The 26,831-nt window shown below is 54.6% G+C and carries 25 protein-coding genes, 1 tRNA gene and 2 rRNA genes; 14 read left to right on the top strand and 14 right to left on the bottom strand.

Annotated elements, in window-relative coordinates; all coding sequences use genetic code 11:
* Nucleotides 1-51: 51 nt before the first annotated feature.
* Both AC5TBW_RS02110 and AC5TBW_RS02105 read right to left on the bottom strand, forming a co-directional pair.
* Entirely contained in the window at nt 52-717 is a 666-nt protein-coding gene (locus AC5TBW_RS02110; protein ID WP_495510495.1) for a 1-acyl-sn-glycerol-3-phosphate acyltransferase, read from the bottom strand.
* Entirely contained in the window at nt 714-1,328 is a 615-nt protein-coding gene (locus AC5TBW_RS02105) for a TetR/AcrR family transcriptional regulator (protein WP_495510494.1), read from the bottom strand. The genes AC5TBW_RS02110 and AC5TBW_RS02105 overlap by 4 nt, the downstream gene beginning before the upstream one ends.
* A 192-nt stretch (nt 1,329-1,520) precedes the next feature.
* Between AC5TBW_RS02105 and AC5TBW_RS02100 the strand changes: the two genes are divergently transcribed.
* Together AC5TBW_RS02100 and AC5TBW_RS02095 are read left to right on the top strand one after the other, a co-directional pair.
* On the top strand, nt 1,521-2,210 hold the full coding sequence (locus AC5TBW_RS02100) for an SOS response-associated peptidase (protein ID WP_495510493.1): 690 nt from the start codon (nt 1,521-1,523) through the stop codon (nt 2,208-2,210).
* The gene (locus tag AC5TBW_RS02095; protein WP_495510492.1) at nt 2,210-5,083 is read left to right on the top strand and encodes an insulinase family protein; all 2,874 of its coding nucleotides are present in this window, start codon (nt 2,210-2,212) and stop codon (nt 5,081-5,083) included. Before AC5TBW_RS02100 ends, AC5TBW_RS02095 begins: the two co-directional genes overlap by 1 nt.
* A gap of 27 nt (nt 5,084-5,110) precedes the next feature.
* Here the strand turns inward: AC5TBW_RS02095 and sbcB are convergent, their stop codons facing one another.
* From sbcB to minC, 4 genes are all read right to left on the bottom strand, one after another.
* Nucleotides 5,111-6,604 carry an exodeoxyribonuclease I gene (gene sbcB / locus AC5TBW_RS02090; protein WP_495510491.1) on the bottom strand — a complete coding sequence of 498 codons (1,494 nt, stop codon included), beginning with the start codon at nt 6,602-6,604 and terminating at the stop codon, nt 5,111-5,113.
* Between the two features lie 81 nt (nt 6,605-6,685).
* The gene (gene minE / locus AC5TBW_RS02085; RefSeq protein ID WP_035564989.1) at nt 6,686-6,937 is read right to left on the bottom strand and encodes a cell division topological specificity factor MinE; all 252 of its coding nucleotides are present in this window, start codon (nt 6,935-6,937) and stop codon (nt 6,686-6,688) included.
* Nucleotides 6,934-7,752: a septum site-determining protein MinD gene (gene minD / locus AC5TBW_RS02080; RefSeq protein WP_495510490.1), complete on the bottom strand. Its 819-nt coding sequence runs from the start codon at nt 7,750-7,752 to the stop codon at nt 6,934-6,936. Before minD ends, minE begins: the two co-directional genes overlap by 4 nt.
* A gap of 158 nt (nt 7,753-7,910) precedes the next feature.
* Entirely contained in the window at nt 7,911-8,660 is a 750-nt protein-coding gene (gene minC / locus AC5TBW_RS02075) for a septum site-determining protein MinC (protein WP_495510489.1), read from the bottom strand.
* Nucleotides 8,661-8,857: 197 nt separating this feature from the next.
* Here minC and AC5TBW_RS02070 point away from each other — a divergent pair, with 197 nt between their 5' ends.
* Entirely contained in the window at nt 8,858-11,674 is a 2,817-nt protein-coding gene (locus tag AC5TBW_RS02070; RefSeq protein ID WP_495510488.1) for a DUF349 domain-containing protein, read from the top strand.
* Nucleotides 11,675-11,778: 104 nt separating this feature from the next.
* Here AC5TBW_RS02070 and phbB read toward each other — a convergent pair whose 3' ends face one another.
* Nucleotides 11,779-12,525: an acetoacetyl-CoA reductase gene (phbB, locus tag AC5TBW_RS02065; protein WP_495510487.1), complete on the bottom strand. Its 747-nt coding sequence runs from the start codon at nt 12,523-12,525 to the stop codon at nt 11,779-11,781.
* A gap of 271 nt (nt 12,526-12,796) precedes the next feature.
* On the opposite strand from phbB, the gene AC5TBW_RS02060 reads away from it, so the two are divergent.
* The 3 genes from AC5TBW_RS02060 (at nt 12,797) to AC5TBW_RS02050 (ending at nt 14,451) form a co-directional block, all read left to right on the top strand.
* Nucleotides 12,797-12,873, top strand: a tRNA-Met gene (locus tag AC5TBW_RS02060).
* Between the two features lie 67 nt (nt 12,874-12,940).
* A complete protein-coding gene (locus AC5TBW_RS02055) occupies nt 12,941-13,321 on the top strand; it encodes a gamma-glutamylcyclotransferase family protein (protein WP_495510486.1) in 381 nt (126 codons plus the stop codon).
* Between the two features lie 185 nt (nt 13,322-13,506).
* Complete coding sequence (locus AC5TBW_RS02050) at nt 13,507-14,451, top strand: co-chaperone YbbN (protein WP_495510485.1); 945 nt, start codon at nt 13,507-13,509, stop codon at nt 14,449-14,451.
* Nucleotides 14,452-14,467: 16 nt separating this feature from the next.
* Here the strand turns inward: AC5TBW_RS02050 and AC5TBW_RS02045 are convergent, their stop codons facing one another.
* Nucleotides 14,468-15,634 (bottom strand): MalY/PatB family protein, encoded by a 1,167-nt coding sequence (locus AC5TBW_RS02045; protein ID WP_495510484.1) that lies wholly within the window; start codon nt 15,632-15,634, stop codon nt 14,468-14,470.
* Nucleotides 15,635-15,671: 37 nt separating this feature from the next.
* On the opposite strand from AC5TBW_RS02045, the gene AC5TBW_RS02040 reads away from it, so the two are divergent.
* From AC5TBW_RS02040 to AC5TBW_RS02015, 6 genes are all read left to right on the top strand, one after another.
* Nucleotides 15,672-16,103, top strand: coding sequence for a hypothetical protein (locus AC5TBW_RS02040; protein ID WP_495510483.1), 432 nt, complete (start codon nt 15,672-15,674; stop codon nt 16,101-16,103).
* Between the two features lie 110 nt (nt 16,104-16,213).
* On the top strand, nt 16,214-17,020 hold the full coding sequence (locus AC5TBW_RS02035) for a hypothetical protein (RefSeq protein ID WP_495510482.1): 807 nt from the start codon (nt 16,214-16,216) through the stop codon (nt 17,018-17,020).
* An 85-nt stretch (nt 17,021-17,105) separates the two neighbouring features.
* Complete coding sequence (locus AC5TBW_RS02030) at nt 17,106-17,513, top strand: acyl-CoA thioesterase (protein ID WP_495510481.1); 408 nt, start codon at nt 17,106-17,108, stop codon at nt 17,511-17,513.
* Nucleotides 17,514-17,554: 41 nt separating this feature from the next.
* Nucleotides 17,555-17,881 carry a hypothetical protein gene (locus AC5TBW_RS02025; RefSeq protein WP_495510480.1) on the top strand — a complete coding sequence of 109 codons (327 nt, stop codon included), beginning with the start codon at nt 17,555-17,557 and terminating at the stop codon, nt 17,879-17,881.
* Nucleotides 17,853-18,374 carry a DUF501 domain-containing protein gene (locus tag AC5TBW_RS02020; RefSeq protein WP_495510479.1) on the top strand — a complete coding sequence of 174 codons (522 nt, stop codon included), beginning with the start codon at nt 17,853-17,855 and terminating at the stop codon, nt 18,372-18,374. Before AC5TBW_RS02025 ends, AC5TBW_RS02020 begins: the two co-directional genes overlap by 29 nt.
* A 77-nt stretch (nt 18,375-18,451) precedes the next feature.
* Nucleotides 18,452-19,000 carry an LOG family protein gene (locus AC5TBW_RS02015; protein ID WP_495510478.1) on the top strand — a complete coding sequence of 183 codons (549 nt, stop codon included), beginning with the start codon at nt 18,452-18,454 and terminating at the stop codon, nt 18,998-19,000.
* Nucleotides 19,001-19,019: 19 nt separating this feature from the next.
* On the opposite strand, the gene AC5TBW_RS02010 is transcribed toward AC5TBW_RS02015, so the two are convergent.
* Complete coding sequence (locus AC5TBW_RS02010; RefSeq protein WP_495510477.1) at nt 19,020-19,532, bottom strand: hypothetical protein; 513 nt, start codon at nt 19,530-19,532, stop codon at nt 19,020-19,022.
* A 34-nt stretch (nt 19,533-19,566) separates the two neighbouring features.
* Nucleotides 19,567-20,061 carry a tetratricopeptide repeat protein gene (locus AC5TBW_RS02005; protein WP_495510476.1) on the bottom strand — a complete coding sequence of 165 codons (495 nt, stop codon included), beginning with the start codon at nt 20,059-20,061 and terminating at the stop codon, nt 19,567-19,569.
* Between the two features lie 246 nt (nt 20,062-20,307).
* On the opposite strand from AC5TBW_RS02005, the gene AC5TBW_RS02000 reads away from it, so the two are divergent.
* Together AC5TBW_RS02000 and yaaA are read left to right on the top strand one after the other, a co-directional pair.
* Entirely contained in the window at nt 20,308-21,339 is a 1,032-nt protein-coding gene (locus AC5TBW_RS02000; protein WP_495510475.1) for an NADP(H)-dependent aldo-keto reductase, read from the top strand.
* 128 nt (nt 21,340-21,467) lie between these two features.
* A complete protein-coding gene (gene yaaA / locus AC5TBW_RS01995) occupies nt 21,468-22,247 on the top strand; it encodes a peroxide stress protein YaaA (RefSeq protein WP_495510474.1) in 780 nt (259 codons plus the stop codon).
* Between the two features lie 21 nt (nt 22,248-22,268).
* Here yaaA and AC5TBW_RS01990 read toward each other — a convergent pair whose 3' ends face one another.
* From AC5TBW_RS01990 to AC5TBW_RS01975, 4 genes are all read right to left on the bottom strand, one after another.
* Complete coding sequence (locus tag AC5TBW_RS01990) at nt 22,269-22,844, bottom strand: isochorismatase family protein (RefSeq protein WP_495510473.1); 576 nt, start codon at nt 22,842-22,844, stop codon at nt 22,269-22,271.
* A 110-nt stretch (nt 22,845-22,954) separates the two neighbouring features.
* Nucleotides 22,955-23,143: a hypothetical protein gene (locus AC5TBW_RS01985; RefSeq protein WP_495510472.1), complete on the bottom strand. Its 189-nt coding sequence runs from the start codon at nt 23,141-23,143 to the stop codon at nt 22,955-22,957.
* A 303-nt stretch (nt 23,144-23,446) separates the two neighbouring features.
* Nucleotides 23,447-23,562: ribosomal RNA gene (rrf, locus tag AC5TBW_RS01980) — 5S ribosomal RNA — on the bottom strand.
* A gap of 145 nt (nt 23,563-23,707) precedes the next feature.
* Nucleotides 23,708-26,599 (bottom strand): 23S ribosomal RNA (locus AC5TBW_RS01975).
* Between the last annotated feature and the right edge of the window lie 232 nt (nt 26,600-26,831).

Genomic DNA, 26,831 nt, shown 5'->3' with positions numbered 1-26,831 from the left:
AGCGGTGAAGACAGAACGAGTGAGTTGAGAGATAGCGCCACGAAAAACAGCTTAACGGCGGCTGGCAAGATCTTGATCAGCTGCCGCTTTTAACGCCCTCACTCGGGCTTCAAGAAACCGCCGCAGCGCCATATCATCGGCATCCAAGCGGTTGAGCGGCGGGCCAAAGTGCAAACTTACCCGCGCCCGAAATCGTGTTGGGCACTTCTTAAGCGCTTTGCCACCATGGTGAGATGTCCACGACCCCCACAAACCTGCCAACCCGGCAGGAATTACCGGCACATCATCCCGCGCCAGAATCGTCTCCAAGCCGCGCCGGAAGGCATGAATCTCGCCATCGGGGGTCAACCTTCCCTCAGGAAAAACCATCACAACCTGGCCCTGGCGCAGCGCGTCGCTAACATCATCCAGGGCACGCCGAATCGCCCCCGGACTGCGCCGCTCAGACTCTATAGGAATTGCGCCCACCAGTTGGAACCACCATTTCAGCCAAGGGGAGTCAAAAATGGGCTGATCCATAACAAAACGCAGCGGGCGCGGACTAGCGCCACCCAGCACAAGGGCATCCATAAAGCTAACATGATTACATACCACCAGCGCTGCACCATGTTTGGGGATATGCTGGCGACCATGCACTTGTAACCGATAGCAAAGCCGCATCGAGACAAATATCAGCGAGCGAAGCACCTGGCGAGCCACATTGACCCACCCCGTCACGTTGCCGCCTCACGATGGCGTAATCCGGCCAGGATGGTGCTCATCAATTGATCCAGCAACTCATCCACTTTTAATTGCTGCCCCTGCCAGTAGCCCAGCCGCTCATTCAGGCCAAGCTGAACCAGTCCATGGACACTCCCCCAAAGGGTACGTCCCAAACGACGCGCTTCGAGATCATCCAGTGCGGGCTGATACGATTTCAGCGATGCCTCCACTTGGGTAAATAACGCTTCAATCAAATCGCTTTGGCGCTGGTCGAGCTCACCCTCTTTTGCCAGCGGATAATCAAAAAGCAACTGCCAGCGATAGCAATCCTGTTCGGCGAAAAGCCAGTAAGCACGGGCCAGCGAACGTAACCAAGGCTCGGGATCATCATCGACCAGACTGGTAATGGTGTGTTGCAGGCGTGCGAGTGTTTCTACATTGACGTGCTGCAATAAATTATTGAAGCTGCCATATAATTTGAGCAGCGTGCTGGGTGCACAGCCCACTTCCCTGGCCAGGGCACGCAGTGAAAGACCATGGACTGGCTGCTTAGCCAACCACTCATCACAAGCTTTCATCACCTGCGAATGGAGGGCATCGGGCGCATGCTGTCTAGGACGGGCCATGGCGATCTCTTAAGGTCAACGGCAAACAAGGAGGAATGTCTCACTGCACTTTAGTGGGAGCAAGGGGTAATATAGGATACCTTACATCGAACACTGTTTTCGACACTAAAACACTACATTTCGTGCTTTATTGCGCGAAGTCTGCCGCTATCCGGCTACACTTCCACGACGATTTTGCTTAAGGAGATAGGTATGACGGGTCGACTGCATGTGCAAAACTTACCACTGACCCGCTTATTGCCGACACTCGACACCTCTGAGCCAATGATTGAATCGCCCAATTTAGCGCCGCGGCAACCCATTTCGGGGATTCGTTTCGAGCAGGGGAAGTATCGACTCTCGTCGCTCTTCTGGGGACTTACCCCACCTTGGCTGGAAGTACTGGATCATGCGCCCCACTGTGCACGGGCTGAAACGCTTGAATCACGGGCTATGTTTCGCGATGCTTTTAACGCTCGCCGCTGCGTTATACCGGTCAGCGGTTTCTACGTATGGAAAACTCAGCCACGCAGCAAACAACCCTTCTTAGTGACAGAGGTTTCGCGGACACCGTTGCTACTGGGCGCTTTATGGTGCCGCTACCACACAACGTTAACGGCGTTCACCGACTCCGCCGCACTGATTACCGTGCCCGCTAATGTTTTATTATCGCCGCTAACTGATCGCCTACCGGTGGTCATTCCCAGCCACGCGCTATCCGCTTGGCTGCACCCCGATACCGATCCCGAAACGCTTAATTCGTTATTATCGCCCGCCCCTTTGGAACTGTTGGGTGCTTTTCCTGTATCTAAATATGTCAACAATCCCGCCTACCAGTCATCGGCTTGTGCCCACCCTACTGGGTCGATGCTGCGTTGGGCTGTGTCGTCTCAGGAGCTGTAATGTTGCAACCCTCTCGTTTAGCGCGCTGGCGCCCACTGCCTCAGCGGGCACTGCTCGGCATCATCGTCACTTTCTGGATAACGCCTTCTGCACTTGCTTCTGGTGATGTCGATGATACCGTTGCCGAGCCCGATCTTGTTCAACAAACCGTTACCCCTATCATCAGTCCTTATGACAGCCGCGACTATCGCGTTTTAACGCTTGAAAATGGCCTCAATGTGCTGCTGGTCAGCGACCCGGAAGCCGATAAAGCGGCAGCATCGATGAACGTGCGCGTGGGCAGCGCTCAAGACCCCGATGATCTTCAAGGGTTAGCGCATTTTCTAGAGCACATGCTGTTTTTAGGTACCGAGCCGTATCCGGAATCCGATGGCTACCAGCGCTACATTTCAAATAATGCTGGCTCCCATAACGCCTTTACCGCGCAACAAGATACCAACTATTTCTTTGATATTGAGCCCTCGGCGCTGCCCGGCGCACTTGACCGCTTTAGCGAGTTTTTCCTTTCACCGCTGTTTAATGCAGATCACCTAGAGAGTGAGCGTAACATCGTTCACTCGGAATATATGGCGCGTATTCGTGACGAATCCCGCCGCGAAAATGATGTGCTCAATCAGTTGCTCAACCCCGACAACCCCACCACCGGATTTGCCGTAGGCAGCCGTGAGACATTAGCCAGCCCGCCGGAAGGTGCAGCGACGCTGCGCGAAAGAGTCATTGATTTCTATGACCAGTATTACGACGCCAATGTGATGTACTTAGCGATTGTGGCGCCACAGCCGCTGGACCAGCTAGAAGAGTGGGTCGTCGAGCGCTTTGCCGACATCCCAGATAATGACCTCAGCGCGCCGACCATTGACGCTCCCCTGATCGATACCGACACCCTTCCGCGCTATATCGAGCGCCAGTCGCTGCAGGATCGTCGCCAATTACGCTTCTACTTTCCAGTGCCCGACCCCACCGATGACTACCGCAGCAAGCCCACGCAACTCATTGCTCATCTGCTCGGCGATGAAGGCGATGGCAGTTTGCTCGCCGTACTGCGTGATGCAGGACTCGCCGATAGCCTTTCCGCTGGCGTTGGACGCGGCGATGGTAACGAAGCGCTATTCACTATCTCCATCAGCCTGACACCCGCAGGCGCCGAGCGCCTAGACGATATCGAAGCCACCCTCTTTGCGGCCGTTGAGCAGCTGCGCAACGATGGCCTGAGCGACTGGCGCTATGACGAGCAGGCGAATCTGAACGAGCAAGCCTTCCGCTTCCAGCAGCATGGCGCACCTCAGCAGGAAGCAACTCAGCTCTCCATGAGCCTATCGCGCTATCCGGTAGAAGACGTCCAGTACGCGGCTTACCGCATGGATGGACCCGATGCTGACCGTCAGCAAGCCTACCTGGAGGCGCTCACGCCGGATAATATGCTGCGTTTCTACTCAGCGCCCGATATTGAAAGCGAGACCGTCTCCCCCTGGTTCAACACCGAGTGGCGCGAGCAAACACCTAATCAACCTGGAAAAGCCTTAAGCGGCTTAGCGCTTCCCGGCCCTAACCCTTTTATTGCCAATGATTTAACGCTAATCGAAGGACAGGATGAGCACCCCAGTTTGCTAGTCGATACGCCTTCGTTTACCGCCTGGCACATGCAAGATGAACGCTTTACGACGCCAAGCGTCGAATGGCGAGTCAGCTTACAGCATCCCAGCGCCAGCTACTCCGCCGAAGAAGCCGTGTTAACGCGCCTACTTGCCAGCTGGCTTAACGACAGCCTGAACGAGTCGCTCTATCCAGCGTGGCTAGCAGGCCAGGCGTTTAGCGCCTACCCTCACTCACGCGGCATGACACTGTCGTTCTCTGGCTGGCGGGATGGCCAGACCCCGTTGATCGAACAAGCGATCAAGCAGCTCAAGACTGCTGAGATCACCGACGCCGCTTTTGAGCGCGTGCGTTATCAGCTACAGCGCGAATGGCGCAATGCCCCTCAGGCATCGCTCACCGGTCAGGCAAGCCGCACCCTTGGCGAAGCCCTGCTGACGCCACAGTGGTCTACCGCTGATTTTCTCACCGCCAGTGAACGCTTTGAGCGCAGCCATTTAGAAGACTTTCGAGAGCGCTTTTTAGATGACCTCTACGTCGATGCCATGGCGGTAGGTAATTTGAATGCTGACCAAGCGGGCGAACAGGCTAAGCTGATGCGTGACCTGCTCCAGCCGCGGCTAACCCGCGGCGACATCGCCAACCTAACTCCACTTACCGTGAGCGAAGAGCACAGCGTACTGCACCCTCACAGCTCGCGGGATGAGTCTTTGGTACTGCGCTACCTGCAGGGTCGCGACCAGACCCCAGAGGAGCAAGCAACCACCGCCGTGATCGCCCAGTGGTTAGAAACACCGTTCTATCAGCAGCTTCGCACCGAGCAACAGCTCGGCTACATCGTTAACGCGGGGTATTCGCCGCTACTCGAAGCACCCGGCATTGCCTTTATGGTGCAATCACCCGACGTTGAGAGTGGCACCATTGCCGAACGGATGGATGAATTTCTCGATGGGGCTAACCAGCGACTTGAGCAACTTAGCGAGGATGACTTAGCACCTTACCGCCAAGCCGTTCACGATCAGCTACGGCAGCGAGACACCAGCCTTGCAGGCATGGCCAACCGTTACTGGCAGGCAACGGCGCTAGAAGACGTGCGCTTTGATCGCCGCGACCAACTGGCCGAGCTGGCGCTGGACGTTAGCCTTGAGGATATTAAGGCGCTATGGCCATCGCTACGCGGGCACACCCTGGACATTCGCTTCAACCCAGGTGACGAGCCTAGTGATGTCGATGTTTACCGCGAGGCACGCTCGCCACTGCCCAAAGAACGCACTGACTAAAAGCGCTATTAGCCCAAGGGTGCCAGCTCAGGCGTCAAATGCCTGAGCTGGCATCATGGCCTCCACGAACATCACCAACTCTTCCAGAATCTGACGCTCGCGATCCGTGAGAGTTTGCTGATTGTATTGAGCAATTTCTCGCGCAAATGCCTTTAACGTAAAGCCCGATAGCGCAGGATCATTGATGCGCATCCAGCGATACGCCTCCCACTGCTCGCGCTCTTCGCCTTCCAATGTATCGGGGTAACTGCGCGCCCGAAAACGAAACAGCATCTCCTCCAAGCGTGGATCTTGAAACGCAAAGCGCTGCCCTACCAAGTCCCACGGCTCCATCTCCCGCACACGCTCCATCTGCTGGCGATCAGCGGCGGAGAAGAAACTGCCAGAATAGAGCATTAGATCAGGATCTTGCGGCTCATCTTCATAGCCTGCACTAAATACCTCAGCAACTTTGGCGGCAATACCACTGGCATCACGCAGGGTTTTCCAATGCTGCCGACAGGCCGTTACATCCAAACCTAAGCGCTCGACAATGGTGCCATATTCCCCCTGTTTCGGCCCGTCTACATCTTTTAGGGCACTGGCGGGGAACACCACCGGGCAGCGATTGATATGAATCACCTTCAGCGGAATGCGCGCTTCGCCTTCGGTCAAATCCTGCTGACTGACAAACACACGCTCACGAATCTGCTCTGCCGACAGGCTCAGCATATCGTTGGGGTCCACACTTAAATCGTAAACGATCACCCCATTTGGGTTAGTCGGGTGTTCGGCCAACGGCATGACTAACGCACTACAGCCCCGGCTGGCGGGATAACGGCGGGATATGTGCAGCAGCGGTTTGGCATTGGGCAAGTCGAGCTGCTTAGCCACCGCACGCTTACCGCGCAGACCAAGCAGATAGTCGAACAGCTTGGCATTGCGCGCTTTGAGCAAACGCGCCAACGCAATCGTCGCCCGCACATCGGCCACCGCATCGTGGGCGCCCTCATGGGCAATGCCGTTAGCGGCGGTTAAATGTTCAAGTTTAAAGCTGGGAGCGCCGTCTTCGCGCAGCGGCCACTCAATGCCATCCGGGCGCAGCGCATAGAAGGCGCGCACTATATCAATCAAATCCCAGCGGGAGTTGCCGTTTTGCCACTCGCGGGCATAGGGATCGAGTAGCGTGCGGTAAAACAGATGGCGGGACACTTCATCATCAAAGCGCAGGCTGTTGTAGCCGACTACGCAAGTGCCCGGCTCGCTCATATGGCGCTGAATCTCACCCGCAAACTCTGCTTCAGGGAGACCATGGCGCTGGGCTTTTTGAGGGGTAATGCCGGTAATCAAGCAGGCCGCAGGATGCGGTAAATAGTCATCCGCCGGTTTGCAATAAAGCTCGATGGGCTCACCAATCTCATTGAGATCGGCATCAGTACGCAGCGCGGCAAACTGTGCGGGTCGATCGCGACGCGGGTCAGCCCCGAAGGTTTCATAGTCATGCCAAAGAAAACTGGCAGGGGCAGCATTGGGTGGCGCCATGAACAAACACTCCGCTGGGCAATGAAAAGCCCAAGCCTAGCACACCCGCCACCCCTTTCGCCGCGTATTCAGCGCTTAAGATCAGCTCTTCGGAAGAGTGACGTTCAGTTCTAGCACAGAGCAGTTGTCTTCACTATCCAGCGAAATCTGAATGGCATCGTCGTCCACATGTACATAACGACGGATAACCTCAAGCAGCTCGCGCTCAAGCAACGGCATATAGTCAGGCTGGCCGCGCTGACTACGTTGATGCGCCACAATAATTTGCAAACGTTCTTTGGCTACCGAGGCGGATTTCCTGCGCTCACGCTTCAAGAACTCCAGCAGTTTCATCGACGACCTCCCCCGAACATGCGGCTCAGCAGGCCTTTACGCTGCACTTCGTGAAAACGCAGCGGCATGTCCTCGCCCAGTAGGCGCGATACCGTGTCGCTATAGGCTTGACCAGCGTCGCTAGAGATATCGTGGGTGACGGGCACACCTTGGTTGGAAGCACGCAGAACGGCTTCAGATTCAGGAATCAAACCCAGCAGATTAATCGCTAAAATTTCGCGAATATCGTCTAGCGTCAACATATCACCGGAAGTAACGCGCTCTGGATTATAGCGCGTGACCAGCAGGTGTTCTTTAATCGGATCTTCACCCTGTTCGGCGCGGCGGGTTTTAGAGGCCAGTAACCCTAAAATACGGTCAGAGTCTCGCACTGACGACACTTCGGGGTTGGTAACCACAATGGCTTCGTCAGCAAAATACATTGCCAACTGCGCACCACGCTCAATACCTGCCGGGGAATCACACAGAATAAAATCGAAATCTTCTTTCAATTTCTCCAGAATTTCCGCAACGCCTTCCTGGGTCAATGCATCTTTATCGCGGGTTTGTGAGGCCGGCAAAATAAACAAATTTTCAACGCGCTTATCACGAATTAGCGCTTGATTAAGCCCTGCTTCGCCTTGAATCACATTAACTAGGTCATACACCACACGCCGTTCGCAGCCCATGATGAGATCGAGATTCCGCAGACCCACATCAAAATCGATAACGACGGTTTTTTTACCGCGCAGGGCAAGTCCTGTTGAGATGGCTGCCGCGCTGGTGGTTTTGCCGACCCCTCCTTTACCAGAGGTCACTACAATTATCTTGGCCAAGATTCACTTCCTTCTTGAAGTCGTTCGTCGCGAGCGCAAGTAGTCTAGCGCTCTGCGCATAACGAGAACATCAATGTCATCAAACATGCCATACTGTAACGGATAGAGTCATCGGCGTCGCTAGGCATGAAGCATCAACGCAAACTCATGAAAACACCTTACCCTAAAGGCTTAATTTCAAGCTGCTCTTTTGTAAAGTGAACTTCTGCTGGACGCCCTGAAAGCTGCGGATCAATATCTTCCGATCGTTTGTAATTTCCCGCCACTGATAGCAGCTCAGCTTCCAATTCACGGCAGTAAATACCCGCATGAGTGTTGCCGTGGATGCCCGCCAGGGCACGACCACGCAAGGCGCCATACACATGGATACTGCCTGCTGCCAGCACTTCCGCCCCGGCATTCACCGCGCCAATAACGACCAGATCGCCTTCAGAGGCGCTCACCTGTTGCCCCGAGCGGACGGTACCCCGGTATAGGCGAGTGGCAATCGCAGGCGCTTCTGCTTCGCTCACCTCTGCTTCTTCGCGGGCCACTTCGTGCACGGGTGAACTGTTAACGCTTTCAAGCACCCTCGCTCGGCCCTCTTCTACCGGCGGGAACCAGCCCAACCCCAGCGCCCAGGCCGACTGACGCACAGGCTCGGTACCACCGCGCACCGCGACCGGCAGTAACTTATGGTCACGACACACGGCACAAATACGTTCAAGGGCTAAGTGCGGTTCATCCAGCTTTTCCACGCTGAGCACAACCGGTGTATGCTGAAAGAAAGCAGGTGATTGGGAAAGTTTGCCAGCCAACTGCTGCCGGATTCGCTCCGGATCAGCGCTACTTAGCTCCATGACGGTCATCGGCAGCATGCCGCCTTTAAAGGTAAAGGCCACAGCGGCACTATCCACGTTAAGGCTCATGGCCGAACTCCCTGTCATGTTCAAATAAGATAAAGGTAGCGTACTATCACGCATTGTGGTCTAGAAAATAGTCGCTTACCACACCATGCTTATTACAAAATAGTAATAAGGCCAAGCTAAGCGACAGCGCCGGCGACTGCAACTGCCGTGTTGCTGACTAACGATTTTTTTCACGCTACGCACCAGCAGGATGATCCATGCACGGACTGTTTAGACGCCTGTTCGCACCTCGGTGGCAGCACCCCGACCCCGAAGTACGTCGTCAGGCCCTCCAGCGACTCGACCCTCAGCAACCAGAACAGCGCCAGGCGCTGCAGTCGCTCTGTCAAGATCCAGATAGCCAGATACGCCTTGCCGCGCTGCTGGCCTTGGATGATTGCGAAGGCCTAGTCGATGCTTACCCGCCTCATCAGCAGGATGAAGCTTGGTTCAATGCCGTTTGCCAACGGCTAAGCGGACGCGAAGGCCACACCGACCTGCAGCAACGCCAAGCACTCGTTGAACGTATGGAAGAGTCGCGCGTACTGAGCGCGGTGGCCTTACAGGCCGACAATTTGACGTTACGCTTAATGGCACTGGAAAAGTTGACTGATGAAAATGATCTGATTCATCAGGCTTGCCATAACGGTGTGGCCGCTGTTCGTCACCAGGCTGCTGAGCGTATCGAGGACGAAGAGGGACTCAAACGGCTTTTGAAGGAAGCGCGCCGTGACCGCCAGGTTGTGCGCTTGGCGCGGGAGCGGCTTAACCGCTTGCGCAGCGACGCCCAATGGCTGGAAGCTGAAGTGCAGCAGCGCGAAACGCTGCTCAACCAACTTGAGCAACATGCCCGTGCGCCTTGGGAACCGCTTTACGGCGGGCGCTTCCGGCATCTTGAGCGGCAGTGGGAACAGCTCACTCAACCGCCAAGCATTGAGCAGGAGCAGCGTTTTCACCAAGCCCTGCTAAATTGCCGCAAGACGTTGCATGATCATGAAACCCGAGAGCAGGCTCGACAGCAGAGCCTAGAGCGCCGGGACGAAGCGGAGAACACCCGCGAGCAGTTGCTTGAAGGGATAGAAGAGACGCTGGATGGACTGCGCCATGCGGCGGCCATGACCGTACAGGATATAGACAGCCTGCGCGCTCAGCGCCAGCTACTCGGCCAACGTTGGCAAACCCTTTCCGACATGCACCCGCCCAGCGATGCTATGAGTCAACGCTATACGGTGGCGATTCAAGACTACGACCAGTGTCTAGAAGCCTGGCAGCGCTGGTGCGCGATTAGCGCTAACATGGAAACGGCGCTGGCTAACGGTGATCACTCAACTTTAGCGACGCAGATCAACCAATGCCAATGGCCTGACGCCTTAACACCGCCGGCGCTGCTTGGCCGTGCCCAAACGGCTCTTAATGCAGAAAACTCGGCCACCGCGCAGCCCACCGAAGACCCCGCCACACTCAATACCTATACCGACGAGCTCGACACTTTTGAGCACTTACTCGAACGCGGTGCCTTCAAAAGCGCCAGCCGCCTTCACCAGCGGCTTAAACCCCGCATTGAAGGATTGGAAAGCACCGCCGCTCAACCGCTCAAAGCGCGCTTAAAGCATTTAGCGGCCCGGCTAGCGGAACTACGCGACTGGCGAGGATTTGTCGCCGGACCTAAGCGCGAGCAGCTCTGTGCCAGCATTGAAGCGCTCGCCAATGATCTTCACATGGCAGAAGAAGCGCTTGATCGCCACCATCTTCAGTTGGTCAAAGAGTGGAAGTCGCTGGGTGATGCAGCTGCCAACCGGGAGCAGGCCACTCGCTTTCGCAGCGCCTCCGACCGTATTCACGAACGTTTAACCCCCTGGCGCCACCAGCTCAGCGAGGAGCGTGAGACTAACCTTCAAGCTCGTGAAGCGTTATGCGACCAGCTTGAAAGCCTGTTGGCTCAACCCGCTCAAGACGCCGACCCGGATGTACTTCGGCAAATTCGCGACAAAGCACGCCTCCAATGGCGCCACTATAGCCCGGTGCCGCGAGACCGTTCTGAAGCCGTTGGGCGCCGCTTCGGCACTATCCGCCATCAGCTACAGGCTTTGATTGACCAGCGCGCTGGAACTATCGCCTCACAGAAACGCGAATTGATTGGTCAGGTCACGGCACTTCGAAGTGATGACAGCCAACCGTTAGCACAGCGCATCCACTTAACCAAACAGCTGCAGCATCAGTGGCGCGCGCTAGGTCGTGCGCCCAAAGGCGAAGAGCAGGCGTTATGGAAAACTTTTCGTCATGAGTGTGACCAGCTTTTTGCCCAGCGCGATGCGCATAAAAATGAGCAAGCGGCACGTCAACAACAACAGCTTGACGAAATGCAAACGCTGATCGATCAAATGGATAGCTGGCAGCCGATTGAGGCCAGTGAAGCAACCACGCTGGATAACTTTCTAAACCAGGCTAACCAGCTCGAACCGCTGCCACGCAATCGCCGTAGCGAAGGTATGCAACGGCGCATAAGTGGTATTGTGCGGGCGCGTCGCGAACGCTTAAATCAACTTGCCGTCGCTAATACGGTTCAGCAGTGGCACGCTATTATGCCGCTCGTGAATGCTCATTTGGCCGCTGACCAGCACTACCTTAATGAGGGCATCTCCAGCGATGTAGATGCCCAAGCCGTGCTCAACGCCTCTCTACCCGCATGTTTTAGCGAAGCACATAACACTCGCAATCAGCAGCGCCATCATATAGCGGTGCCGCTATCGGACACTGATCATGCCAAGCTGGCTGAGTCGCTTGCCCGATTAAGGGTGCACCTCTCAATGCTGGCCGTGGGGAGCGTACGGCAGAGCGATGAACCATTGCGACTCGCCATTCAGGTAGAACGCTTGAACGAAGGCTTTAAACAAGAGCGTAGCCGTGATGTAGAGGTCACCGACATCTTAGCCGCTCTTTTGGCGCTGGGGCCACTGCCTGCCCCGCTGTGGGACGCTGAAGTGGAAGAACTGGATCATCTACTGAGCCGACTGGCCCGGGTTCCACTGCCTTAGTAATGGTTTAGTGGTAGCTTGTCATATCGTTCAATAACAACGGGAGGCTGATAGCCTCCCGTTTGCGTTTCTCCCTGATAAGGGAGCTAGCGTTTATCAGACCACTAGCCCATGAACTGGCCACCGTTGATATCGATGTTAGCACCGGTGATAAATCCTGACTCCTTGTCGGCTAAGAAAGTGACCAAACGGCCAATCTCTTCTGGCGTGCCATAGCGCTTCACTGGGATTGTTTCCCGAATTGCTTCGCGCACTTTTTCTGGAATATTCATGATCATATCGGTAGCAATATAGCCGGGCGATACGGTGTTGACGGTGATCCCTTTGGTCGCCGTTTCCTGCGCCAGCGACATGGTTAAGCCATGCATACCGGCTTTCGCCGCCGCGTAGTTAACCTGGCCAAACTGCCCTTTACGACCATTGATAGAGGAAATATTGATAATCCGGCCATAGCCATTTTCAAGCATCATCTCAATAACGCTACGGCAGGTGTTAAATACGCTATTAAGGTTAGTGTCGAGCACTTCATACCACTGCTCGTAGGACATTTTCTTCATGGTGCCATCACGTGTGATACCCGCGCAGTTTACGAGCACACTGATCGGACCATACTTATCATGAATTTCTTGGGCTCCTTGGAGACAGGCGTTATGGTCGGAAAGGTCGACACCGGACAGTTCGATATTGTTATATCCGTCGGCGCGCTGCGCTTCTAGCCAGGTTTTGGCCTTATCGGGGTTGCGGTAACCCGCGACGACCATATAACCCGCATCTGCCAACGAACGACAAATTGCCGTACCGATACCACCAGTTCCACCAGTTACCCAGGCGACGGGGGCTTGATTGGCCATTGACTACCTCCCTGATATGACAAATGGCTTGGATCTAAAAGCACGCACGTTGCGCCGCAAGCCATTGTGAAAAAGCGCATCTGCGCTTGTATTACCCTAGTGCATTATTCGCGTTAGCAATGCACCAGCGTAAGCTTTTTGTTATGGCTACCTGAAGCATAGCTGTACTCCCTTCATGTTGCAGTAGGATGCACGCCACCGCTATAAGCCGAACGTGTTAATCCCCCTATTGACTTCATCTAAAATCTCTGTAGAATACGCCACACGTTGATGCGGGGTGGAGCAGTCTGGTAGCTCGTCGGGCTCATAACCCGAAGGTCATCGGTTCAAATCCGGTCCCCGCTACCAAACATAGAAAAAGCCGTTACCGAAAGGTAGCGGCTTTTTTGTGTCTATAGATTATGGAGGCGACACAATGGATTACCTGCAACGCGATATACAGCGCTGCCCCAGGGTCGCTGTGTACGGCACGCTGAAAAAGGGGCGGCGTAATCATCATTGGCTTGAAGGTGCGGCGTTCATCGGTCATGACCGATTGGATGTTATTACTCTATATGACCTTGGCCCTTACCCAGGAGCGAAACTAGCCGCCTCAAACGGGACGGTGGTCGAAATTTATGCCATTAATGCTCAGCAATTAAAGCGACTTGATGAATTAGAAGACTACTTTTATTACGCGCCCAATGAAGGTGTATACGACCGCACCGTGCTACCGACCCAGCATGGGGAGGCGTGGTGTTATCTATATAATGCAGATATTGATGATGCCCAGCACATCACCAATGGTGAATGGTAAACGGCTCTATTGTAGAAAGGTAACCTACCCCCCTTTGCCCCCTTGATCAGAGCACACCTATACCTAACTGCGCTCACCGCTACGTAACGCATTGCGCTTTATTTCTCTCCTTTTCCTTGAATCTACTGGGTAATGCCTGCATATCATGGGGAACTGTTCTTCATTTTCTGCTGATGAGTCTACCCATGTCGATTATTGATCCCCGTACAGGTAAGCCGCTTACGGCGGATACCGGAAATGCCGACGCTGCGGCGCCGACCGATGAGCAAGCAACGGTGCGCCCTGAAGATGTCATTATCGAGCTGAACGCAGGGAATATTCAGCAAGTGCTGGAAGCCTCTATGCAGGTGCCGGTGCTGATGGGCTGCTACTCGCCTTCCAACGCAAGCAGCAGCACCCTCCTCGCAGTACTGGATAAATTGGTGGTTGAGTACGCAGGCGCTTTTCTGCTCGCCAAGCTCGATATCGAAGCGAATGCAGACATAGGCGGTCAGCTCGGCGTGCGTTCAGTGCCCGATGTAAAACTGATTAGCCAGGGCGGTTTAGTAGATGGTTTTCAGGGCGCCCTACCCGAGAAGGAAGTGCGCGAGTGGCTGAATCGCTACTTTCCCGCCCCGGGTGAAGCGCCGCCCACTCCCGAAGAGCAGGCGGAAGAAGCGCTGAAAGCGGGTGATACAGCGAGCGCACGTGAGATTTACCAAACGTTAATGGGCCAGTATCCGGAGCACTACGCCTATCAGGTCGCGTTCGCTCGCGTATTGGTCGCTGAAGGGCAAGGCAATGAGGCGCGGGAAATCCTGGATAACCTGCCACCGGAAGAGCGCGATGCCGCGCCTGCTCGGGGCGTACGCGCCAGCATCGAGTTTGGCGAACAGGCACTCTCAGCCGATGAGATCGCCGCCTTGGGCGATCGTACCGATAGCGAGGCGCAGTATCAGCGTGCCCTGCGCCAGGTTGCCGATGGCCAATATGATGCAGGGTTGGAAGCACTGCTGGCACTGATGAAGCAGGACCGCGCCTACAACGATGACGCCGCGCGTAAAACGCTGCTGCAGGTATTCGACGCCCTGGGCGCCGACCACCCGCTGACCGTTGCTTACCGTCGTAAACTCTTTGCGATGCTGTACTAAAGTCTTCTGGAAGCTTTCAATCCCGCTTCAGCAGGGAATCCATACGAGATAGCGCCGCTTCAAGCTGGGAAGCGGTGGTACCAAAGTTAAGCCGCACAAAGCCGGGGCAGCCAAAGGCAGCCCCGTCGGAAAGCGCCACCCCCGCCTCTTTCAGCAGCATCTTGTGCGGTGCCTCTCCCAGCCCTGCTTCGCGCATATCCAACCACGCTAGATAGGTCGATTCTGGCGCACTCCAACGAACGCCCGGCCAGCTAGCCACTCGTGCCTCCAGCGTTGCACGGTGCTCACGCAACACGCTTAATAGCTCCTGCCGCCAAGGCTCACCATGACGATACGCCGCTTCCGCTGCGACCAAGCCCAGTATGTTGCCATCGGGCAGCAGCCCTTTTGACGCGGCGGCAAAACGCTGGCGCAAATCGGGGTCGGGAATCACCGCGCAGGCACTGGTTAAACCAGCCAGATTAAACGTTTTAGACGGTGCCCAGAGAGTAATCGTGCGCTTCACTAAAGTAGGAAACGCCGCCACTAATGGTCGATGCTGTGCCCCTTCGTCTAATAGCAGGTCGCAGTGCAACTCATCGGACACTACCCAAAGGTTGTGACGCTCTACCAGTTCAGCAAGTGCAGCAAGCTCTTCATGACGCCAGGCGCGTCCCGTCGGGTTGTGGGGCTGACACCACAGTAGCAAGCGAGTCTGCGGGGTAATTGCTGCCTCCAAGGCGGCAATGTCTAGCTGCCAGGGCTCTCCGGAAGCAGCGGGGGCGGCCATCATCGCCTGTTGGGGTAAACGCCCAGTACGCTCTGCCACCGCCAGAAAGGGAGGATAAATGGGTGCCACCGTCAATACACCGTCGCCTGGCTCGGTCAGCGCTAACGCAGCTAGATGCAAGGCAGGCACTACACCTGGCAGCCACTGCTGCCACTCGGGGTGTATGGGCCAGTCATAGTGGTGAGCACTCCACTCGCACAGGGTTTCTGTTAACGTAGCGGGCACTTCGCCATAGCCATAAACACCATGGGCGACCCTCGCTTGTAGGGCATCAATCACCGCAGGCGGGGAGCGAAAATCCATATCGGCGACCCAAAGTGGCAACACATCATCGCCGTAGCGGTGCCATTTTTGCGATGCCCAGCCACCTTCTGGGTGGCGTCGTTCCACAGGCGTGGCAAAATCATAGGCCATAACTAATCTCACTCATTTAATAAAGGTTGTGCCGAGCATGCCGCAAGATGACTTTTATACCAAAATGCGCGCAGGGCTATCAGCCCTATTGCGCCAATGGCGCTCGCTTGGCCAAGCGAATACTGACCAGCTTGCGCTTATTCTGGCCGAAACGGCAAGGGTAGCTAAATTAGGCACACCCGATGCCACGCCGAGCGGCACTACGCTGGAAGAGTGGAGCCAGGATGAGCTCGGGGAGATGCCCCTGTGGGCACCACGTACCGCGGTATTCCTACTTAATCAAATGCCCGCTCGCCCGACCCCCGATAGCGATGCCGAAGCCTGCGCCTGGGCATACTGCTGGCTACGCAATCGCTCGTTTGATTCATTACAAGCAGCTCAGGAGGCCCTCCCCGCCCACCTAAAAGCTCCTCTGCAAGAGGCGCTTGAGGCCGCCTGGCGCGACCAGCAAGGGCTGCGTTTAGTTTAATTTGCAGCACCCACGCCTAGAGAACCGAAACGGTGAGGGCCATTAAAATGGCGCCATAAAACCTCGAAACACCAATAGCAGCAAAACAATAAAAGCAAGGAACACGCCGCATGATAGAAATTCCGCTCACTTGGCAGTTAGCGAAACTCGGCCTCTCCATCAGCATGGTGTTGGGGCTAGGTGCAATCGCGGTGCGCGCAAGCCCTCGCATGGCCGGTTTATTGGCGGGCTATCCATTGGGAACGGCATTGGCGCTGTTTTTTATCGGGTTAGAAATTTCCCCTGCTTTTGCTACACAAAGCGCGATACATACGCTGGCGGGGTTTACCGCGACGATGGCGCTCGGGGCCGGTTATTTGATTGCAGGGCGACAGCCCGGCGTTAAAGGCATGGTGAGCGGCATGTTGGGGGGATTCACCGCATGGCTGGCCGTCAGCACTCTCCTTGCCCAGTTTGAATTCACACGGTTAAGCGGCACGCTGGTAACACTGGGTGCTATCGCGGTATTTAGTGGCCTGTTTCGCACTATTCCCGATGTAAAAAGTCCCGCTGGCCGTGCATTTTCGCTGCCTGCGCTTGCCGCTCGCGCCTGTCTTGCCACTGTGATTATTTTTACGATTACACGCCTTGCCCACTGGCTACCGCCAGTCTGGGCAGGAACACTGGCTGCATTTCCCGTCACAATGCTGCCTTTTTTGCTGATCCTGCACCTGAACCATGGCGCTGCACCGGTGGCGACGGTGATCAAACACTACCCGATGGGACTTGGCTCGCTACTGAGTTACACGCTATGTGTTTCCTACACTTACAGCACACTGGGCTTACTATGGGGCACATTGGCCGGCTTCGTTGCTGCCACACTATGGCTACTGGGGTGGATGCAACTCACTGCGTGGTATCAACGCCGTACCGCTTGACCAAGCGCTTGCTTGGGTTAATCCTAACCGTTGCCGTTGCAACTACCCGTACTAATACCTGTTTTTTTAATAACAAGGACAAGCCATGTTTACCCGTACCATTGAGCCCGCATTTTACGATACCGACGCCTTAGGACACATTAACAACACACGCCTGCCAGCGTGGTTTGAGCTTGCCCGTAATGACTTGTTCAAACTCTTTACCCCTGACTTAAACCCTAAGCAGTGGCGCTTGATTATGGCGCGCATGGAAGTCGACTACCGAGCTGAACTGTTTTACGGTCATGATATCGAAATACGCACTTACTTAACGCGATTAGGCAATAGCTCGTTTACTGTGTCCCAAGAGGCGCGGCAGCACGGCAAGCTCACTAATCTGGGGCATACCGTTATGGTGCAGTACGACCACCAGGCCAAGTGCGCCATGCCTATTGAGGGCGACCTGCGCGAGGCGCTAACGTCGCACCTACAAGACGCGCCTGAGTCCGCCTGATTGACCCTGCCCCGCGCCGCCGGGGCAATAGGAGCCTTATAATGGCAATACGCTACAATCTCTGGATAGACCCTGACAACGTCGCCCAGCATCGCGCCGTGGAGGCAGACCTTGAGCGCTATTTCATTGAGCGCTTTGCCGACTATCCGCATATCCGCTTGTTTGGGGCAGACCCCTACGATTATGATGCCCCCTTCAATCGCCTTTATGATGTGCTAATGGCACGAGCCGCTGAATACTGTGAGCGGACGTGGTGCTATGTCGCGTCGCCTGAACAGCTCAATCGCTGCTTTTTCCGTGCCGTTGGCCGCTCAAATAAATTTGTGAGAGACCAACCCGATGGTGATACGCACCAATCAGGCGCCTGACGAACGTCAGCTTGCCATTATTGCTCAGCAGCTTGGCCGTGCTCCGCGTGGGATCGAAGCAGTCGCCGCCACCGACGGCGAAGGTACCCCGCTAGTATTGCGCATGGCGCCCATTGTCGATGGCAAACCCTTCCCCACTCTGTATTGGCTTTGTTCCGATGTGCTGAAGGTTGAGATTTCCCGCATCGAAGCCGTTGGGGTTATCAAAGCGCTCGAACAGCGCCTTCAGGAAGAACCTGAATTTCTTGAAGCTTACCAGCAGAGCCATCGCGACTATGTATCCGCCCGCTGGGACTATATGAGCAATGCTCAGCGTGAAGAAGTTGCTAAGTTGGGTTATACCAACGTGATGACCGAACGCGGCATTGGCGGTATTAGTAACTGGCACCAGATACGCTGCCTGCACACCCAGTATGCTCACCACTTGTGCGGCGATAACGTGATCGGGCAGTGGATGGATGAGCATCATCAGGTCGACCGCTTTTTACCCTAAGCCTCTCTGATTAACTTCATCTTCTTTTTAGCTACGGTTTTAGCTACGTTCATATTTTAACGACAGGGAATAAACGAATGGCTCGAATCTGCGTTTACCTTGGCTCTCGGGAAGGCAATAGCCCAGCGTTCCGCCAGGCGACTAATAAACTAGGACGCACGCTTGCCGAACGCGGCCATACGCTGGTTTATGGTGGCGCACGCATCGGTCTAATGGGGGAGTTAGCAAATGCCGCACTGGATGCAGGCGGTGAAGCCATCGGCGTGATGCCGGACCACTTAGTGGAGAGAGAACAGGCACACTTCGGGTTAAGCGAGCTGATCCGGGTCCGTAACATGCACGAACGCAAAGCCACCATGGCGGCTAACGCCGACGCCTTTATTGCTTTACCCGGTGGGATAGGCACTTTTGAAGAGCTGTTTGAAATTTGGACGTGGGGCTATTTGGGGTTACATGAAAAGCCAATGGGCTTGCTCAATATCGATGAGTTTTACTCACCTCTGCTGACATTTTTAGACAGCACCGTCAGCCATGGTTTTTTGGCATCCGCTACCCGCGACATGCTGCTCGACGCGGCTACACCCAGTGAATTGCTCGATATAGTAGAGGCCCAGCTATCGCGTTAATCAAAATAGCTGAACGTCGTTAGCGGTTCAGATGTTCAGTGAGTCTGAGGGTATGCTGATAAGTCAATTGCAGCAAACGTGCATCTTCACCTGCCCGGTGCCGGTGAATACCGCGCTCGGCAATCATTGCTTCTTTGGTATCGCTCCATAGCGCCTGCTGCTCTTCGCTGAGCAGTATTCTGAGCGCCTCAAGGCGAAAACGCGGCAGCATACCCGCGTGGTGGAAGAGCAGGGAAAGCCAAGTGTTGTCGTAACCCCAGCTATCACTGTAGGCCTTGCCTAGCTCGCGCAGCTCGTCATTTAACCAATGTGCTACCTGACGAACCGGATAACCTTCCTGTACGAGGCGATCGCGTGAGATACCGTGCAGCAACTCGGCTTTTGGATCCCAATGCGTCCACTCGTCTAGCGGTTGAATGAGAAAGGCACAGCAGCTCCCATCGGCACGAGCGATGCCTACTTCAATGGGATAGCTGCCACGCCCAAATCCGGACGCTTCAATATCTAGTACTGTGGGTAGCGTCTCGGACACAACCTTCCTCACTCAATCAAAACGCGGTAGCGCTTTATGCGACGGCCACGTCATCTAGCGGCTGCGGTTCCGCTTGTCGCTGCCAGTAAGCGGCTCGCTCATTATCTACCGCCAAACCCAACTCACCCAGGCGATAGGCTTGGGAAAGTCGCTCCGCCGCTAAATAGTGCCCAGATTGCGCGGCGCGTGCGTACCAAGTCACCGCGTAGTCTTCACGACGCGGGTACTGAGCACAGCCATGCTCATGGATTTGTGCCACCTGATACTGTGACTTTACATCCCCGGCATGCGCCGCTTCCAAGACATACCGCGCACCACGCGCCTTGTCTTGCGGCGTCTGACTGCGATGAAACAACATATGGCCGTATACAGAGAGCGCGTCGGGATGACCCGCTTCCGCACAGCGCTTAAACAAGCGCATCGTTAAACGCTGGGTGCGCGGTGAACGCGGCAACAGCCAGTGATTATGAAACAGCCGTTCAGCTAGGCGAAACTCTAGCCGAGTAAACAACGTTGATGCCTGCAGCATGGCAAACCACCCTGCCTATCTGTTGGAACCTTGGGCCAGCAGCCACGAAAAGAGCTGCCAACCACACGAGAAACCGGCCTTTAGCCGGTCGATGGGCTGGCAAGCATACGCCTGCCTTTGCGACGACTCAACCCCATTAATTTGCTGCTTGCCAAGAGCCTCGCTAACATGCCCTTCACAGGCCGTAAACCATCCTGGTAATGGCAGCTTATCTTGTGGCAATTTCGCCTTAGCAAGGAGATAAAAATGCAAACGCGCCCACTTGGCAGAACCGGCATCGAGGTAAGTCGACTCTGCTTAGGCACGATGACATTTGGCGAGCAAAATAGCGAAGCCGAAGCCCATGAGCAGCTTGACCGAGCCGTCGCATTCGGTATCAATTTCATTGATACCGCTGAAATGTATCCCGTTCCCCCTATGGCCACCACCCAAGGTCTTACGGAGCGCTATATCGGCAGCTGGCTCAAACAGCGCGGTGCTCGGGACGACCTTATTATAGCTACCAAAGCCGCTGGCCCAGGGCTTGATCATATCCGTGGAGGTCCACGCCTTACTCGTGAACATATTCATCAAGCTATCGATACAAGCTTAGAACGGTTAAATACCGATTACATAGACCTTTACCAGCTACACTGGCCTGACCGGCAAACCAACTTCTTCGGCAAATTGGGCTATGTGCATAGCGAAGACGAAGACGCAACGCCGCTAGAAGAAACACTCTCCGCTCTGAAAGAGCTGGTCAATGCAGGTAAGGTGCGAGCCATTGGGCTGTCTAACGATACCCCGTGGGGCGTTATGCGCTCCCTGCAGCTGGCGGATCAGTTGGATTTACCCCGCGTGGCGTCTATTCAAAACCCCTACAACCTTCTTAACCGTTCCTTTGAAGTCGGTTTGGCTGAAATTGCCCACCGTGAAGACGTCGGACTGCTCGCCTATTCACCGTTAGGGTTTGGCGTGCTCTCGGGTAAGTATCTGAACGGTGCGCAGCCACCAAAAGGTCGCTTGACGCTGTATGAGCGTTTCAAGCGCTACACTTCGCCGGAAGCCGAAGCGGCCACCCAGGCTTACGTCGCTCTGGCTGAGAAACATGAGCTAGACCCCGCCCAAATGGCACTGGCGTTTGTTAACTCACGCAGCTTCTTGACCAGCAATATTATTGGTGCGACCACCATGGAGCAGCTGGAAAGCAATCTTGACAGCGAGAGCCTCAAGTTGGACAACGAAGTGCTAGAGGCAATCGAAGATATTCACCGCCGCATGCCGAACCCCTGCCCTTAAACAGCTGTTAAAGTCTCAGTCGACTCTCACCAAGCTATCACCACTATAGCCTCGGCCTTCGCTGAGGCTTGGTATACTGAGCTCACTTATCAAGCTGTTATTTACTAAAGCACGACCAGGAGCATGCGATGCTGAGTGTTATCTCTCCCGCCAAAACGCTGGATTTCGAAACCCCACCGACCACAGAGCAAGTGTCACAGCCCGATTTTCTAAAACAAAGCAAAGCGCTTATCACTATTTTGCGCGACTACTCGCCGCAACAAATCAGCGAGCTCATGGGGATCAGCGATAAATTAGCCGGCCTGAATGCAGCACGTTTTGAAGAGTGGCGTACGCCTTTCACTCTGGACAATGCCAAACCCGCCGCACAGGCTTTTCAAGGCGATGTCTATACCGGTCTGCAAGCAGAAAGCTTCAGTGAAGCAGAGAACCGCTATGCCCAATCGCATCTGCGCATACTTTCTGGCTTATATGGTTTGCTACGGCCCCTGGACTTAATTCAGCCATATCGACTAGAGATGGGTACCAAGCTGCCTAACAGTGCAGGTAAAGATCTTTATGCCTACTGGAAGCCCACCCTAGCACTCGCACTCAATGAGGCCATTGCTGAAAGCGGTTCCAACGTGCTGGTGAATCTTGCCTCGAATGAGTACTTCAAAGCGGTAGATACCCAGCAACTCAATGCGCGGATCATTACGCCAGTATTTAAAGATGAGAAAAACGGCGCCTTTAAAATCATCAGCTTCTACGCTAAAAAAGCACGTGGGCTGATGAGCGCCTGGATGATTCAACAGCAAGTCAACGACCCAGATGAACTCAAGGCGTTCGATGTTGCTGGCTATCGCTTCGATGCCTCGGCGTCTCAGGGAGATACCTTCGTTTTCACTCGTAAAGAAACCGACCGCTAAAGTAGGCCGGGGTGGTACAACCTAGTAAAAACGTACGGGGCGTGAAGAACGCGGCTTTAAAAGCCGTTGGTGCGCCTCTTTAAACTGCGCTGTGCCACAGCGGTGTAGCCATTCATAAGCCACCATATCAGCTGTCACAGCCACAGCACCGCTGGCGCAAGCACGCTCACGCGCCATCGTAGCCTCTTGTGGCCGACGGCTGGCAGACGCTTCGCTAAGCCAATACAGCTCGTAACCTGCCGCTAGCAACCCCAATCCCGTCTGAAGCACGCAGATATGCGCTTCTGTTCCACACAGCACAATCTGCGTTTTCCCTGATGCTTTTAATGCTGATCCAAATTCAGCTTCTGCCATGACGCCGAAGTGCTGTTTTTGCCATAGGCGATAGTCGCTTAGAGCGGCCAGTAGAGATGGCGCGGTACCGCCTAATTTTTCAGGGTTTTGCTCTGTTAACCATACAGGTACCTCAAGCAAGCACGCCGTTTCGCCTAGCCAAGCAGCTTCGTTAACGGCCTCTTGACCACCATCGATGACTGGCAGCAGGCCAGCCTGAAAATCGACCATCAGCAGTAGGCTTTTTTCACGTTGCAGCTGCACAGTGCCTCCTCAATTTTTATCGTTATTGGGATCATAATAGACACGATACAAAAACAAAGCAGCCGCTTTTCAGCGACTGCTTTAACTAACTGATCAAACCAATGCTCGGCCTAGTTTTCGGCTGCATCTTCCATATCTTCGCCGAGCTCTTCCATGCTCTCCCCGGCATCTTCTGCGGCATCATCAATGTTTTCACCCGCTTCTTCTGCAGGGCCTTGATCATCACAAGCGACAAGACCACCTGCCATTAAAGTCATAAATAGGGCGATGGCTAGCTTTTTGGCTAATTGCGTCGTCATACCGTTTCTCCTCCTGAGATTTTACTTCTGAGTACGTGCAACATAATACTAGATGCTGCTTGGCAACAATACCATATCTAATACGCAACTTATTGTTATAGATATATTTAAAACAACTGCTTTAATATCACACACAAATAAGTGCGGCTTTGCCTTTGCGAATGCGGTGACGCAATCTCCGGAGGCATGCTGCTGCGGGTTAATATGGCAGCATCGCAAGCTCGTTGCCATGACATGGCTTTTTTCTTTCTTCCACGCACACAAAAAACCCAGCCGGGTGGCTGGGTTCTTCGTGGAATAGGTGCCTGACGATGACCTACTCTCGCATGGGGAGACCCCACACTACCATCGGCGCTAAGCGGTTTCACTACTGAGTTCGGCAAGGGATCAGGTGGTTCACGCGTGCTATGGTCGTCAGGCGTAACTGGCTATGTATATCATGCTGACTGTTTGTAACTAAATTGTGATCGTCTCATTGCCTGCCGCCCTGGCGGTTGCCGGGGCCACACGCTGCGTATCCGGTTCCTTCACGTCATCATCACGACCAGACCCCTTGGGTGTTATAGGGTCAAGCCTCACGGGCCATTAGTACACGTTAGCTCAACGCCTTGCAGCGCTTCCACACCGTGCCTATCAACCAGCTGGTCTCGCTGGGCCCTTCAGGAGGCTCTAGGCCTCAGGGATGTCTCATCTTGAAGGGGGCTTCCCGCTTAGATGCTTTCAGCGGTTATCCCGTCCGACCATAGCTACCCGGCAATGCCACTGGCGTGACAACCGGAACACCAGAGGGTCGTCCACTCCGGTCCTCTCGTACTAGGAGCAGCCCTTCTCAAACATCCAACGCCCACGGCAGATAGGGACCGAACTGTCTCACGACGTTCTAAACCCAGCTCGCGTACCACTTTAAATGGCGAACAGCCATACCCTTGGGACCGACTTCAGCCCCAGGATGTGATGAGCCGACATCGAGGTGCCAAACACCGCCGTCGATGTGAACTCTTGGGCGGTATCAGCCTGTTATCCCCGGAGTACCTTTTATCCGTTGAGCGATGGCCCTTCCATACAGAACCACCGGATCACTAGAACCTGCTTTCGCACCTGCTCGACGTGTCTGTCTCGCAGTCAAGCACCCTTATGCTCTTGCACTCAATGCACGATGTCCGACCGTGCTGAGGGTACCTTCGTGCTCCTCCGTTACTCTTTAGGAGGAGACCGCCCCAGTCAAACTACCCACCACACACTGTCCTCGATCCGGATAACGGACCTGAGTGAGAACGCCAATGATGCCAGGCTGGTATTTCAAGGTTGGCTCCCTCCGAACTGGCGTCCAGAGTTCAAAGCCTCCCAGCTATCCTACACAGGCAACATCAGCGTCCAGTGTGAAGCTATAGTAAAGGTTCACGGGGTCTTTCCGTCTAGCCGCGGGTACACCGCATCTTCACGGCGATTTCAATTTCACTGAGTCTCGGGTGGAGACAGCGTGGCCATCATTACGCCATTCGTGCAGGTCGGAACTTACCCGACAAGGAATTTCGCTACCTTAGGACCGTTATAGTTACGGCCGCCGTTTACCGGGGCTTCAATCAAGAGCTTCGCCTTGCGGCTAACACCATCATTTAACCTTCCGGCACCGGGCAGGCGTCACACCCTATACGTCCGCTTGCGCGTTAGCAGAGTGCTGTGTTTTTAATAAACAGTTGCAGCCACCTGGTATCTTCGACCGGTTCGGGCTAGGAGAGCAAGTCTCTTCACCCTACGCCGGCGTGCCTTCTCCCGAAGTTACGGCACCATTTTGCCTAGTTCCTTCACCCGAGTTCTCTCAAGCGCCTTGGGATTCTCACCCTGACCACCTGTGTCGGTTTGGGGTACGGTCGCACATGATCTGAAGCTTAGAGGCTTTTCCTGGAAGCGTGGCATCAGTGACTTCCTGACCGTGGTCAGTTCATCTCGTGTCTCGGCCTTAAAGGATCCCGGATTTACCTAAGATCCAAGCCTACTCACTTTCACCAGGACAACCAACGCCTGGCTCACCTAGCCTTCTTCGTCCCCCCATCGCAACCATGTCCGGTACGGGAATATTGACCCGTTTCCCATCGACTACGCCTTTCGGCCTCGCCTTAGGGGCCGACTCACTCTGCTCCGATTAGCGTCGAACAGAAACCCTTGGTCTTCCGGCGAGGGAGTTTTTCACTCCCTTTATCGTTACTCATGTCAGCATTCGCACTCGTGATACCTCCAGCAGACTTCTCAATCCACCTTCATTGGCGTACACGACGCTCCTCTACCGCTCATCCCTAAGGATGAACCCGTAGCTTCGGTACCTGGTTTAGCCCCGTTACATCTTCCGCGCAGGCCGACTCGACTAGTGAGCTATTACGCTTTCTTTAAAGGATGGCTGCTTCTAAGCCAACCTCCTAGCTGTCTGAGCCTTCCCACATCGTTTCCCACTTAACCAGGATTTCGGGACCTTAGCTGACGGTCTGGGTTGTTTCCCTTTTCACGACGGACGTTAGCACCCGCCGTGTGTCTCCCACGCGTTACTCACCGGTATTCGGAGTTTGCCTCGGGTTGGTAAGTCGGGATGACCCCCTAGCCGAAACAGTGCTCTACCCCCGGCGGTACTACGTGAGGCGCTACCTAAATAGCTTTCGAGGAGAACCAGCTATCTCCGAGCTTGATTAGCCTTTCACTCCGATCCACAAGTCATCCAAATCTTTTTCAACAGATCCTGGTTCGGGCCTCCAATTGATGTTACTCAATCTTCACCCTGCTCATGGATAGATCGCTCGGTTTCGGGTCTATATCCAGCGACTGTGTCGCCCAGTTAAGACTCGGTTTCCCTACGGCTCCCCTATACGGTTAACCTCGCCACTGAATATAAGTCGCTGACCCATTATACAAAAGGTACGCAGTCACAGAACAAGTCTGCTCCTACTGCTTGTACGCACACGGTTTCAGGATCTATTTCACTCCCCTCTCCGGGGTTCTTTTCGCCTTTCCCTCACGGTACTGGTTCACTATCGGTCAGTCAGGAGTATTTAGCCTTGGAGGATGGTCCCCCCGTCTTCAGTCAAGGTTTCTCGTGCCCCGACCTACTCGATTTCACATGATCAGATTTTCGACTACGGGGCTATCACCCGCTACGGCCAGACTTCCCAATCTGTTCGCCTAATCATTCACATGCTTAAGGGCTGGTCCCCGTTCGCTCGCCGCTACTAGGGGAATCTCGGTTGATTTCTTTTCCTCAGGGTACTTAGATGTTTCAGTTCCCCTGGTTCGCCTCTTACACCTATGTATTCAGTGTAAGATACTGACCTTATGGCCAGTGGGTTTCCCCATTCAGAAATGTCCGGGTCACAGGTTGTTGCCACCTCACCGAACCTTATCGCAGGCTACCACGTCTTTCATCGCCTCTGACTGCCTAGGCATCCACCGTGTGCGCTTCATTGCTTGACCCTATAACCCGAAGGAGTCTGGATGTCGCAATGATCACGTTTCATTTTGCCGGATACGCTTGAGACGTATCACAATTTAAGAAGCACTTCTTGCGAAGTGTTCTTGTCAGCATGATATACATTGTTAAAGAGCGACTGCTATAAGCAGTGATAAGCGTTCTTTCATAGTAAAAAAGAAAAAGACCTTTAAGACCTTAAAAGCTATTTTTTTCTTTTAACGTGAAAAAATCAGA

This window comes from Vreelandella sp. ssv, assembly GCF_059448525.1.
Note: the sequence above shows the minus strand (reverse complement) of the source record. Positions and strands in the feature narration are given on the sequence as shown.

What these genes read in the sequence shown, in the direction of transcription:
- yaaA (WP_495510474.1), top strand. Translation starts at nt 21,468, where the DNA reads ATGCTGAGTGTTATCTCTCCCGCCAAAACGCTGGATTTCGAAACCCCA.
- AC5TBW_RS01985 (WP_495510472.1), bottom strand. Translation starts at nt 23,143, where the DNA reads ATGACGACGCAATTAGCCAAAAAGCTAGCCATCGCCCTATTTATGACT.
- AC5TBW_RS02035 (WP_495510482.1), top strand. Translation starts at nt 16,214, where the DNA reads ATGATAGAAATTCCGCTCACTTGGCAGTTAGCGAAACTCGGCCTCTCC.
- AC5TBW_RS02005 (WP_495510476.1), bottom strand. Translation starts at nt 20,061, where the DNA reads ATGCTGCAGGCATCAACGTTGTTTACTCGGCTAGAGTTTCGCCTAGCT.
- minC (WP_495510489.1), bottom strand. Translation starts at nt 8,660, where the DNA reads ATGAGCCTTAACGTGGATAGTGCCGCTGTGGCCTTTACCTTTAAAGGC.
- AC5TBW_RS02030 (WP_495510481.1), top strand. Translation starts at nt 17,106, where the DNA reads ATGTTTACCCGTACCATTGAGCCCGCATTTTACGATACCGACGCCTTA.
- AC5TBW_RS02040 (WP_495510483.1), top strand. Translation starts at nt 15,672, where the DNA reads ATGCCGCAAGATGACTTTTATACCAAAATGCGCGCAGGGCTATCAGCC.
- AC5TBW_RS02095 (WP_495510492.1), top strand. Translation starts at nt 2,210, where the DNA reads ATGTTGCAACCCTCTCGTTTAGCGCGCTGGCGCCCACTGCCTCAGCGG.
- sbcB (WP_495510491.1), bottom strand. Translation starts at nt 6,604, where the DNA reads ATGGCGCCACCCAATGCTGCCCCTGCCAGTTTTCTTTGGCATGACTAT.
- minE (WP_035564989.1), bottom strand. Translation starts at nt 6,937, where the DNA reads ATGAAACTGCTGGAGTTCTTGAAGCGTGAGCGCAGGAAATCCGCCTCG.
- AC5TBW_RS02055 (WP_495510486.1), top strand. Translation starts at nt 12,941, where the DNA reads ATGGATTACCTGCAACGCGATATACAGCGCTGCCCCAGGGTCGCTGTG.
- AC5TBW_RS02050 (WP_495510485.1), top strand. Translation starts at nt 13,507, where the DNA reads ATGTCGATTATTGATCCCCGTACAGGTAAGCCGCTTACGGCGGATACC.
- AC5TBW_RS02000 (WP_495510475.1), top strand. Translation starts at nt 20,308, where the DNA reads ATGCAAACGCGCCCACTTGGCAGAACCGGCATCGAGGTAAGTCGACTC.
- AC5TBW_RS02020 (WP_495510479.1), top strand. Translation starts at nt 17,853, where the DNA reads ATGGTGATACGCACCAATCAGGCGCCTGACGAACGTCAGCTTGCCATT.
- AC5TBW_RS02100 (WP_495510493.1), top strand. Translation starts at nt 1,521, where the DNA reads ATGACGGGTCGACTGCATGTGCAAAACTTACCACTGACCCGCTTATTG.
- AC5TBW_RS02070 (WP_495510488.1), top strand. Translation starts at nt 8,858, where the DNA reads ATGCACGGACTGTTTAGACGCCTGTTCGCACCTCGGTGGCAGCACCCC.
- AC5TBW_RS02015 (WP_495510478.1), top strand. Translation starts at nt 18,452, where the DNA reads ATGGCTCGAATCTGCGTTTACCTTGGCTCTCGGGAAGGCAATAGCCCA.
- AC5TBW_RS02105 (WP_495510494.1), bottom strand. Translation starts at nt 1,328, where the DNA reads ATGGCCCGTCCTAGACAGCATGCGCCCGATGCCCTCCATTCGCAGGTG.
- AC5TBW_RS02025 (WP_495510480.1), top strand. Translation starts at nt 17,555, where the DNA reads ATGGCAATACGCTACAATCTCTGGATAGACCCTGACAACGTCGCCCAG.
- AC5TBW_RS02045 (WP_495510484.1), bottom strand. Translation starts at nt 15,634, where the DNA reads ATGGCCTATGATTTTGCCACGCCTGTGGAACGACGCCACCCAGAAGGT.
- phbB (WP_495510487.1), bottom strand. Translation starts at nt 12,525, where the DNA reads ATGGCCAATCAAGCCCCCGTCGCCTGGGTAACTGGTGGAACTGGTGGT.